Source organism: Streptomyces sp. NPDC056948, from assembly GCF_042674225.1.
GTDB lineage: Bacteria > Actinomycetota > Actinomycetes > Streptomycetales > Streptomycetaceae > Streptomyces > Streptomyces purpurascens.
Window position 1 is genome coordinate 1 of sequence record NZ_JBHUQX010000350.1, and the last position, 10,197, is coordinate 10,197.

A 10,197-nucleotide genomic window follows, 5' to 3' on the forward strand; every position below is an offset into this window, starting at 1 on the left:
GCGTGTCGGTGCGCCGCTCGCCGATGGCGCGCGGCACCAGGAAGACGGCCAGGGTCGCGGCCACCATGCCGAGCGAATAGCGCTGTTCGACCTTCTCGATGAACAGTTGCGTGGGTGCCTTGGTCTCGGACGCCTCCTGCACCATCCGGACGATCCGGGCGATCACCGAGTCGGACGCGTCGCGCTCGACCCGGACCCGCAGGGCGCCGGTGCCGTTGAGGGTGCCCGCGAAGACCTCGTCGCCGGGTTCCTTCGGCACGGGGAGCGGCTCGCCGGTGATGGTCGCCTGGTCCACCTCGCTCGCCCCGTCGAGCACCCGGCCGTCCGCGCCGACGCGCTCACCGGGGCGTACGAGGACGGTGTCGCCGACCGTCAGCTCCTCGACGGGGACGACTTGTTCGCCGCCGTCGGGGGCGAGCCGGGTGGCCGTGGCGGGGGCCAGGTCGAGCAGGCCGCGGACGGAGTCGGCGGTGCGGGCCGTGGCCAGCGCCTCCAAGGCGCCGGAGGTGGCGAAGATGACGATGAGCAGGGCGCCGTCCATGACCTGCCCGATCGCGGCCGCGCCCAGTGCGGCGACCACCATCAGCAGGTCGACGTCGAGGGTGCGGTCCTTGAGCGCCTTCAGCCCCTCCCAGCCCGGCTCCCAGCCGCCCGTGGCGTACGACACCGCGTACAGCGGGCCCCAGGTCCAGGCGGGGGCTCCGGTCAGCTGGAGCGGCAGCGCAAGCAGGAAGAAGGCGGTGGCCGCCGCGGCCCAGCGCGCCTCGGGGAGCGCGAGGACACGGGTACGCCGCCGCGGCACGGTCCCGGGGCGTCCGGGATCCGCCTCGTGGACCGGCCGCGGCGTGAGGGTGGAAGTCAACAGGGGTCCTTCTGGCAGGGGCGCGGAGGCACCTCACCATACAGGAACATATGAAGACCCCTTCATACCTTCATATACCCCGGACGACGGCCTGGACGAGCGTCAGCGCAGCTTGTCCTTGGCCTTGTAGTAGGCGCCGCCGAACGGCAGGAACCAGGCGGTGCCGTTGTAGAAGGGCACCGGGACCTTCGGGAAGCCGAGGCCGCGCAGCGGGTTGGCCTCCGGGCGGCCGTCCATCATCTCGGCGACCGCGCGGCCCATGTAGGTGGCCATCTGGACCCCGTGGCCGCAGTACCCCATCGAGTAGTACAGGCCGTCGCTCTCGCCCGCGTGCGGGAGGCGGTCCCAGGAGAAGCCGACCATGCCGCCCCACACGTAGTCGATCCGCGCTCCGGCGAGCTGCGGGAAGATCTCGGTCATCTCCCGCTTCAGGATGTCGCCGCTCTTGACGTCGGAGGCCGGGTCGGAGGGGGCGAAGCGGGCCCGGCCGCCGAAGGCGAGACGGTTGTCCGGGGTGAGGCGGATGTAGTGGCCGATGTTCTTGGAGTCGACCACCAGACGGCCGTTGGGGATCAGCGACTTGGCGCGCTCCTCGCCGAGCGGCTCGGTGACGATGATGAAGCTGCCGACGTTGATGAGCCGCTTGCGGAACCACGGCATCGCCTTGTCGGTGTAGGCGTCGGTCGCGGCCATCACCTGCTTGGCCCGGATGGTGCCGTGGAGCGTCTCGACCACGAAGCCGCCGCCGGGGAGGCGGGTGAGGCCGGTGGCGGCGTTGCGTTCATGGATCTCCGCGCCGGCCCGTTCGACGGCCTCGGCGAATCCGTGGACGTACTTGCCGACGTGCAGGGCGGCGCTGAGCGGGTCGAGCAGGGCGCCGTGGTAGTAGTCCGAGTTCAGCTCCGACCTCAGCTCGGCGCGGGTCAGGAGCCGGGTCTCGTGGCCGAAGTTGTCGGCCAGGTCGCGCTGGGTGGCCCGCATGGACTCGAAGTGCTGCGGCTTGAAGGCGACTCCGAGACGTCCGGCGCGGTGGAAGTCGCAGTCGATCCGCTCGGTCCGCGTGATCTCCTCGACCACGTCGACCGCCTCGCGGAAGGCGTCGTACAGCTCGCGGGCGCGCTCCTGGCCGTAGCGTTTGCGGGCCTCGCCGACGCCGATGGTCAGGCCCTGGGTGCACATGCTGCCGTTGCGTCCGGAGGCGCCCGAGCCGATCTTGTCCTTCTCGACGAGGACGACCCGGGCGCCCTTGCGGGCGGCGTGGTAGGCGGTGGACAGGCCGGTGAGGCCGCCGCCGATCACCACCACGTCCGCCTCGTCGGGCAGGTCCTTTCCGGAACGGTCGGGCAGGGCGGGGGCGGTGTCGAGCCAGTAGGGGATCTGCTTCATGGGGTGGGTCCTCCGCGTTCTCTGTCCTGTGTCGCCCGGGTCAGCAGCCGAGCAGCCCGGGCAGGCCCGTCATGTCGCGCAGCTCGTCGTACGGCTGGTAGTCGGCGCTGCCGGGGCGGCCGAAGCGGTTGATCCATACCCGGCGCTTCAGGCCGAGGTCGCGGGTCGGGATGTGGTCGTACTCCCAGCCCTGGGCGGTGTGGATGACCTGGGAGGGCTCGACGCCCATGGTCGTGAAGGCGTGCTCGAAGGTCTGCCGGTCCGGCTTGTAGGCGCCGGCCTGCTGGGCGGTGATGACGTGGTCGAACTCGACGCCGATGTTCTCGACGTTCCGCGCGATCAGGTTGTCGTCGGTGTTGGAGATGATGGCGATCTCGTACCTGGTCTTCAGGGCGCGCAGGGCGTCCGGGACCTCCGGGAACGGGCCGAAGGTGGGGACGGCCTCCACGAGGGCGTCGCCGTCGGAGGTGCGGTACTCCAGGCCGTGCAGCCGCATGGCGTTGCGCAGGCTGGAGTGCAGGACCTCGTGGTAGGGGCGGTAGGCCTCCAGGACGGCCTGGAAACGCATGACGCGGAAGTCGTCGAGGAACTCGTCGACGTCCAGGTTGTCCAGGTCCAGCCGGTCCTGAAGGACCTTCAGGGTGGTGGGGCCGAGCTGGAAGTCGACCAGGGTGCCGTAGGCGTCGAAGGTGACGATCTCTCGCATGGTGTTCAGCCTCGTTTCGCGGGTTCTGTGAGGGGCGTCAGACGACGCGTTCGCCGGGCGGGACGATCGCGTCGAGCGCGGCCAGGTCGGCGGGGCCGGGGATCCAGTCGGCCGCCGCCGCGTTGGCGGTGACCTGCGCGGGGGTCATGGCGCCGCAGATGACCGAGCCGACCGCGGGCAGTGCGGCCAGTGCGCCCACGGCGACCTGGAGCAGGGTCAGTCCGCGCTCGGCGCCGTACGCCGTGAGCGCCTCGACACGGTCGAGGGCCTCGTCGGTGAGCCAGCCCTGCCGCCAGGACAGCCGGCTGCCGGCCGGGGGTTCCTCGCCCCGGCGGTACTTGCCGCTGAGCAGGCCGTTGGCCAGCGGGTAGTACGGCAGCAGCCCCAGGCCGTGGCGCAGGCAGGCGGGGATCAGATCGGCCTCCGCGCTCCGGTCGAGCAGGTGGTAGCGGGCCTGCGTCGACACGAAGGCGTCGGTGAGGTGCTCGGCCGGGAGGTTGGAGCAGCCGAGGTACCTGATCTTGCCTTCGTCCACGAGCTCGGTCAGGGCCGCGACGGTCTCCTCCAGCGGGGTGAGGCCGTCGGGCTCGTGGTACTGGTACAGGTCGATCCGGTCGGTGCCGAGCCGGCGGAGCGACGACTCGACGGCGTACCGGATGTACGGGCGGGCGCCGCGCCGGCCGTACAGGTCGGCGTCGGGGCCCATCTCCATGCCGAACTTGGTGGCGAGGACGACGTCGTCGCGGCGGCTCTTGAGGGCGGCGCCGAGGAGGCGTTCGCCGTCGCCGCGCTCCCCGCCCCGCTCGCCGAACCCGCCGTACATGTCGGCGGTGTCGAACAGGGTGATCCCGGCGTCGAGGGCGGCGTGGACGACCGCGTTCGTGCCCTCCTCATCCAGGCGGGAGCCGAAGTTGTTGCCGCCGACGCCCACGACGGAGACGGTCGGGCCGCGTTCGCCCAGGGTGCGGTACCTCATGGCCGGTCTCCCCTCACGGCGGTCATGACCGGTCCCCGAATCCGATGCAGACGTTCTTGGTCTGCGTGTAGCTGTCGAGGGCTTGCAGGCCCTTCTCCCGGCCCCAGCCGCTGTGCTTGTAGCCGCCGAAGGGCAGCTCGATGCCGGTGCCCGCGCTGGTGACGTTGACGTAGACCTGTCCGGCCCGGATGCCCTCGGCCAGGCGCATGGCCCTGTCGATGTCACGGGTCCAGACGTAGGAGGACAGGCCGTAGGGGCTGTCGTTGGCGATCCGGAGTGCCTCGTCGGCGTCGTCGAAGTCGATGACGGTGACGACGGGGCCGAAGATCTCCTCGCGGGCGCAGCGGGCCTGGTTGGTGAGGCCGGTGAGGACGGTCGGTTCGATGTAGTAGCCGTCGGCGAGCTCCGGGGCGGACGGGGCGCCGCCGCCGATGCGGGCCACGGCGCCTTCCTGCCGGGCGAGTTCGAGGTAGTCCAGGACGCGGTCGCGCTGCCGGGCGGCGACCAGGGGGCCGATGTCCGGGTCCGTGAGGCCCGGCCCGACGCGCAGCGTGGCGATCCGCTCGACCAGCCGGTCCAGGAACTCCTCGGCGCCGCGCTGGAGCAGCAGCCGGGTGCCGGCCGAGCACATCTGGCCGGCGTTGCTGAACGACCAGCCGAGGATCGCGCTGACGGCCAGGTCGAAGTCGGCGTCGGCGAAGACGACGAACGGCGACTTGCCGCCCAGTTCGGTGACGGAGGGCACCACGTTGGTGGCGGCGGCCTGGGCGACCTTGATGCCGGTCGGCACCGAGCCGGTGAAGGTGACCTGGTCGATGCCCGGGTGCCCGGCGAGCGCGGCGCCGGTCACGCCGTCTCCGGGTACGACGTTCAGCACGCCCGGCGGCAGCCCGCACTCCAGCGCGATCCGGCCGACCTCCAGCGGGGTGAGCGGCGCCTCCGGGGAGGGCTTCAGTACGACGGTGCAGCCCGCGGCCAGTGCGGGTGCCGATCCTCGGGCGGTGTTCTGGAGCGGGTAGTTGAACGGGATGATCTGGCCGGAGACCCCGATGGGTTCGCGGAGGGTGTAGTCGATCAGGCCGGGGCCGAGGGGGACCGTGGTGCCGCCGAGCTTGTCGGCGACGCCCGCGTAGAACTCGAAGTAGCGGGCGGCGGACTCGACATCGGCCGTGGCCTGGCGGAGCGGCTTGCCGACGTCCTGGCACTCCAGGCGGGCGAGCCGGTCGCCCTCGCGGCGGATGCCCTCCGCGATGCGGTGGAGGAGCCTGCCGCGGTCGGCGGGGCGCATCCGGGCCCACTCGGGTGCGGTGAAGGCTGCGCGTGCCGCCGCCACCGCCCGGTCCACGTCCGCCCGTCCGGCCAGCGAGGCCTCGGCCAGGGCCGTCCCGTCGGACGGGTCGAGGACCGTGAAGCTGCGGCCGTCGGCGGCGGGCACCGGCTTGCCGTCGATCAACAGCAGTTCTGTCGGCGGGAGTTCGGTGCTCATGGCTGGATCTCTCCCTGCACCTCGCCGAAGATGACCACCTCGTCACCGGGGCGCACGGTGCGGATCCGGCGTACCCAGAGCACGATGCCGTCCTGCGGGGCGCGGACCTCCTCCAGCGTGTTGCCGTAGTGGTCGACGATCTGGGCGATCAGGTCGCCTTCCTTGCAGGTCTCGCCGAGCTCTGCGTGGCCGAGGAAGAAGCCGCCGGCCGCGGACCGGGCGAAGGTGCCCGAGACGGTCGTGTAGGTGTCGCGCAGCTCCACCTCGCCCTCGATCATGCCGAGTTGGCGCATGACGTTACGGATCGAGTGCACGTGCAGGGCGACGTTCTGCTCGCGGTAGGTGCCGCCGCCCGCCTCGATGGTGATGGCGGGCTTGCCGGCGGCGAGGGTGGGGTGGCGGACCGTGCCGCCCCATTTGCCGCCCTTCCAGACGAGCTCGTGTCCGGCGGCGAGGGCGAGGTCCGTCGCGAGTTCCTCGTAGCCGCCCTGGAGGATGACCAGGGGGGCGATCTCGCCGAAGGTGCCGCCGGTGTGCAGGTCGACCAGGGCGTCGACGGCGGGGACGACCTGCTCCACGAAGGTGGCGGCCAGGCGCAGCGAGTAGGAGCCGTCCGCGTCGCCGGGGAAGATCCGGTTGAGGTTCAGGTGGTCCAGGCCGCTGGTGCGGGCGGCCGCCTCGAAGGCGGGGGTGTTCATGCAGGGGATGCCGACGACGGTGCCGCGCAGGCCGGCCGGGTCGATCGCGGCTAGGACGCGGCGGATGGCCTCCTGCCCTTCGTATTCGTCGCCGTGCACACCGGCGTCCACGCACAGGACCGGGCCGTCCTCGGTGCCGTTGACGACGATGAGCGGGATGCCGAGCTCCACGCCGTAGGTGCTGGTGCCGACCGGGATCAGTCCCTGGGCCCGCTCGCCGGGGGCGACGGTCAGGGGGCCGATGGAGTACATGTCGTTCCTTTCCAAAGCAACGGTCCGAAGCAGGGGTCAGAGGCGGGCGGAGGCCTCGTCGAGGGTGGCCGAGATAATGTCGGCGATACGGTCGAGCAGCGCGCCGTCGCCGATCAGCGGGGGCGCGATCTGGACCAGGGGCGCGGCACGGTTGTAGACGCGGGCGAGCAGCCCGGCCTCGCGCAGCCGGCGCGGGATCAGGTCGGCGACGAGAGCGGCGCGGGCGGTGTCGCTGAAGCCGCCGCCGTCGAGGTCGCCGACGAGTTCGACGGCGTAGAAGTAGCCCGCTCCGCGGACGTCGCCGACGATCGGCAGGGTGCCCAGGGAGGCCATGCGCCGGGCCAGGTGGTCCTGGTGGCCGCGGACGTTCTCCAGGATCCGGTCCCGCTCCATGATGTCCAGGCTGCGCAGGGCGATCGCCGCGCTCAGCGGGTGACCGCTGAACGTGTAGCCGTGGTTGAGGACGTGGCCGGGCCGGTTGATCACCTCGGCGACATGGCCCGCGACCAGGGTCGCGCCCATCGGGGCGTAGCCGGCGGTGATGCCCTTGGCGACGGTGACGAGGTCCGGGCGGGCGCCGTAGCGCTCGCCGCCGAACCACTCCCCCAGCCGGCCGAAGGCGGTGATGACCTCGTCGGCGACCAGCAGGAAGCCGTACCGGTCCGCCAGTGCGCGCAGGCCCTGCCAGTAGCCCTGGGGCGGGGTGATGCAGCCGCCCCGGTTCTGCACGGGTTCCGCGATGAGCATCGCGACGCTGTCCGGGCCGGCCGCGAGGACCGTGGCCTCGACGTCGGCGAGGAGGTGCTCGGTGAACGCCGCCTCATCGAGGGGCCGTTCCAGGGCCGTGCGGTTGGTGTTGGCTACGAAGTGGGTCTCGACGGCCGGCGGACCGTAGGGCTCGGTGAGGCCGGGGTCGTCGGTGAAGGACAGCGCCCCGAGCGTCAGGCCGTGGTAGGCGCCGCGCCGGGCGATCGCCTTGGTCCGGCCCGGCTCGCCGCGCAGGGTGTGGTACCTGCGGGCGATCTTCCAGGCGGTCTCCACGGCCTCCGCTCCGCCGCCGCTGAAGAAGACGTGCTCGATGCCGTCGGGGGCCAGGGCGGCGAGGCGCTCGGCGAGGGCCAGGCCGGTGGGGTGCGCGGAGTCCGACCACAGGGGGCTGTAGCAGAGTTCGCGCAGCTGCTTCTCGGCCGCCTCGGCGATCTCCTCGGCGTAGGAGTAGCCGATCTGGCAGCAGTACAGCCCGGAGAGGCCGTCGATGTAGCGGTTGCCGGCCGCGTCGTCGACGTAGGGTCCCTCGCCGTGGCGCACGACGAAGAGTTCCTTGCCGGGTTGCGTGAGCGATCCGTTGGCGGTCATGTTCAGCAGCAGGTGCCGCTGAGCGGTGGTGGTCATACGGCCTCACCTCCGGGGGCGGCGATCGCCGTCGTGTTCTCCACGGACAGCAGGGCGTCCTGGCGGCCGGTGCCCAGCCAGCGCACCAGGGCGACCAGGCCGAGGGCGAGGATCGCGAAGCCGATGAGGATCGCGCTGATCGCGGTGACGCTGGGGTCGATGTCGAACGTCAGGGAGTTGTAGATCTGCACCGGCAGGGTGACGGTGTCGACCGAGGACAGGAACTGGGAGATGTAGAACTCGTCGAAGCTGGTGATGAAGGAGAAGACGGCGGCGGCGATCATGCCGGGGGCGGCGAGCGGGAAGGTGATCCGCCGGGCGATGGTCAGCCGGCCGGCGCCCATGCTCGCCGCGGCGTCCTCCAGCCGTTCGTCGATCCCGCGCAGGGTCGCCACCAGGATCAGCACCGCGATCGGCGAGGCCAGCACGGTGTGCCCGAGGGCGATGGCGAGCGGGCTGCCCAGCATCGCGGCCGGTTCGAAGAGCAGGAACAGGCCCAGGGCGGTGACGATCTGCGGGATGAGCAGCGGTCCCAGGACCAGGGCGTACACCGCGGAGCGCAGGGGCAGTTCGCTGCGGGTCAGGGCGGTCGCCGCGGTCACGCCGATGACCAGGGAGAAGACGGTGCTGAGGGAGGCGACGAGAACGCTCAGCGACAGTGCGGCCGGCCACTTGCTGCCGTCCGCGAACAGCGAGGCGTACCAGTGCAGCGTCCACGCGTTGGGCGGGAACGCGGCGAAGGCGTTGTCGCTGAACGAGGTGACGACGATGACGACGATCGGCAGGGCCAGGAACAGCAGGATCACGGTGGCGACCGCGGTGAGGGTGATCCGCCCGGCGAGGGTGCTGCGCAGCTGCATCATGAGGCGCTCCTCTTCTTGCGGCTGGCGCCTAGTGAGCTGATGAGCTTCACCAGCAGCAGTCCCGCGAAGGTGAGCAGCAGCAGGATGACGCCCTCGGCGGCCGCCCCGTTCCACTGGTTCTGCTTCATGACCTGCTGGTTGATGAGGGAGGCGATCATCGTCTGCTTGGGGCCGCCCATCAGGGCGGGGGTGATGTAGTAGCCCAGGGAGAGGATGAAGCTGAGCAGTCCGGCGCTGGCCAGGCCGGGGGCCACCAGCGGGAGGTAGATCCGGCGGAAGATGGTGACGCGGCCCGCGCCCATGCTGGCCGCGGCCGCGAGCAGCCGCCGGTCGACGCCCCGCATCACGCCGTACAGCAGCAGCACGGTGTACGGCAGCATCACGGAGGTGGTGCCGATGACCACGCCGATCTCGTTGTAGAGCAGTTGGTACGGCGCCCCCGGGACCCACAGGTCGGACATGCCCTGGTTCACCAGGCCCTTGTCGCCGAGCAGGATGATCCATCCGTAGGTGCGGACCAGGGCGCTGATGAAGTGCGGGACGACGACGACCAGCATGGCGACTCCGGCCCACAGGGGCTTCAGCCGGGAGATCGCGTTCGCCAGGACGAATCCGATGACGAGGCTGAACACCGCTGTCTCCGCGGAGATCCGCAGCGTGGTGATCAGCACGGACAGGTTGACGCCCGTCAGCGCCTCGGCGTACCAGTGCGTCGTCAGGGAGCCGTCGGTGTTCTTCAGGCTGAGAAGGAGCGTGCTGAAGATCGGGTAGACGAACAGCAACAGCAGGTAGACGACGACGGGCAACGCGTAGAGGAGTCCGGCCCGGGTCCTTCGGGAGGCCAGCAGCCTGCGGGGCCGTGCGGGGGCGCCGGCGAGGGTGGCGGCCATGGCTCAGCCTCCCTGTCCGGCGGGAAAGAGGTTGACGTCGTTCGGATCGGCGGTGATCCCGACCAGCTCGCCGGCGACGGGTGCGTGGCCTGCCGGTACTTCCAGGCGCAGCAGCGGGACGCCGGCGCCATCGACCCGTACCGCGGCGCGGACCACACTGCCGACGTACGTCGCGTTCTCCACCGTGCCGGCGCAGAAGCCGTCGCCGGGGGCGGTGGCCCGCAGTCGGCCGGGCTGGACGGCGACCTCGACCGCGGCGCCGGTGGCCAGGTCGTGGCGGCGTGCCCGCAGGAGGCCCCCGGTCCGGTCGAGGCGGACCAGGGTGTGCTCGCCGGTGTGCTGTTCCACACGGCCGGGGAGGAAGTTGGCGGCGCCGAGGAAGTCCGCGACGAACGGGGTCCTGGGGCGCTCGAACAGCTCCCTGGGTGTGTCGAACTGCTCGATCAGGCCGTTGCGCATCACGGCGATGCGGTCGGACATGACCAGCGCTTCCTCCTGGTCGTGCGTCACGTAGATGACGGTCAGGCCGAGTTCCTGCTGGATGGCCTTGATCTCGATCTGGAGCTGGTCGCGGAGCTTCTTGTCCAGGGCGCCGAGCGGCTCGTCCATGAGGATGACCGGCGGCCGGTAGACCAGTGCGCGGCACAGGGCGACGCGCTGCTGCTGTCCGCCGGACAGCTCGCGGG

At 71.3% G+C, this 10,197-nt stretch carries 10 protein-coding genes; all 10 read right to left on the reverse strand.

Going from position 1 to position 10,197, the window contains the following annotated elements; genetic code table 11:
* A partial coding sequence (locus ACFTZL_RS33630; RefSeq protein ID WP_382590658.1) for an HAD-IC family P-type ATPase occupies nt 1-862 on the reverse strand: 862 nt, incomplete at its 3' end.
* A 102-nt stretch (nt 863-964) separates the two neighbouring features.
* Nucleotides 965-2,248: an NAD(P)/FAD-dependent oxidoreductase gene (locus tag ACFTZL_RS33635; RefSeq protein ID WP_382590661.1), complete on the reverse strand. Its 1,284-nt coding sequence runs from the start codon at nt 2,246-2,248 to the stop codon at nt 965-967.
* Between the two features lie 40 nt (nt 2,249-2,288).
* The gene (locus ACFTZL_RS33640) at nt 2,289-2,954 is read right to left on the reverse strand and encodes a haloacid dehalogenase type II (protein WP_382590664.1); all 666 of its coding nucleotides are present in this window, start codon (nt 2,952-2,954) and stop codon (nt 2,289-2,291) included.
* A gap of 37 nt (nt 2,955-2,991) precedes the next feature.
* Nucleotides 2,992-3,930 (reverse strand): aldo/keto reductase, encoded by a 939-nt coding sequence (locus ACFTZL_RS33645; protein WP_382590667.1) that lies wholly within the window; start codon nt 3,928-3,930, stop codon nt 2,992-2,994.
* Nucleotides 3,931-3,952: 22 nt separating this feature from the next.
* Nucleotides 3,953-5,416: an aldehyde dehydrogenase family protein gene (locus tag ACFTZL_RS33650; RefSeq protein WP_382590670.1), complete on the reverse strand. Its 1,464-nt coding sequence runs from the start codon at nt 5,414-5,416 to the stop codon at nt 3,953-3,955.
* Complete coding sequence (locus tag ACFTZL_RS33655; protein WP_382590673.1) at nt 5,413-6,366, reverse strand: succinylglutamate desuccinylase/aspartoacylase family protein; 954 nt, start codon at nt 6,364-6,366, stop codon at nt 5,413-5,415. Before ACFTZL_RS33655 ends, ACFTZL_RS33650 begins: the two co-directional genes overlap by 4 nt.
* A 36-nt stretch (nt 6,367-6,402) precedes the next feature.
* Nucleotides 6,403-7,758, reverse strand: coding sequence for an aminotransferase class III-fold pyridoxal phosphate-dependent enzyme (locus ACFTZL_RS33660; protein WP_382590676.1), 1,356 nt, complete (start codon nt 7,756-7,758; stop codon nt 6,403-6,405).
* Nucleotides 7,755-8,621 (reverse strand): ABC transporter permease, encoded by an 867-nt coding sequence (locus tag ACFTZL_RS33665; RefSeq protein WP_382590679.1) that lies wholly within the window; start codon nt 8,619-8,621, stop codon nt 7,755-7,757. Before ACFTZL_RS33665 ends, ACFTZL_RS33660 begins: the two co-directional genes overlap by 4 nt.
* Nucleotides 8,618-9,511 carry an ABC transporter permease gene (locus tag ACFTZL_RS33670; RefSeq protein ID WP_382590682.1) on the reverse strand — a complete coding sequence of 298 codons (894 nt, stop codon included), beginning with the start codon at nt 9,509-9,511 and terminating at the stop codon, nt 8,618-8,620. The genes ACFTZL_RS33665 and ACFTZL_RS33670 overlap by 4 nt, the downstream gene beginning before the upstream one ends.
* 3 nt (nt 9,512-9,514) lie before the next feature.
* The coding region (locus ACFTZL_RS33675) for an ABC transporter ATP-binding protein (RefSeq protein WP_382590684.1) at nt 9,515-10,197 on the reverse strand (683 nt) is incomplete at its 5' end.

Coding starts and splice junctions, on each gene's coding strand:
- ACFTZL_RS33670 (WP_382590682.1), bottom strand. CDS start 9,511: ATGGCCGCCACCCTCGCCGGCGCCCCCGCACGGCCCCGCAGGCTGCTG.
- ACFTZL_RS33650 (WP_382590670.1), bottom strand. CDS start 5,416: ATGAGCACCGAACTCCCGCCGACAGAACTGCTGTTGATCGACGGCAAG.
- ACFTZL_RS33640 (WP_382590664.1), bottom strand. CDS start 2,954: ATGCGAGAGATCGTCACCTTCGACGCCTACGGCACCCTGGTCGACTTC.
- ACFTZL_RS33660 (WP_382590676.1), bottom strand. CDS start 7,758: ATGACCACCACCGCTCAGCGGCACCTGCTGCTGAACATGACCGCCAAC.
- ACFTZL_RS33665 (WP_382590679.1), bottom strand. CDS start 8,621: ATGATGCAGCTGCGCAGCACCCTCGCCGGGCGGATCACCCTCACCGCG.
- ACFTZL_RS33645 (WP_382590667.1), bottom strand. CDS start 3,930: ATGAGGTACCGCACCCTGGGCGAACGCGGCCCGACCGTCTCCGTCGTG.
- ACFTZL_RS33655 (WP_382590673.1), bottom strand. CDS start 6,366: ATGTACTCCATCGGCCCCCTGACCGTCGCCCCCGGCGAGCGGGCCCAG.
- ACFTZL_RS33635 (WP_382590661.1), bottom strand. CDS start 2,248: ATGAAGCAGATCCCCTACTGGCTCGACACCGCCCCCGCCCTGCCCGAC.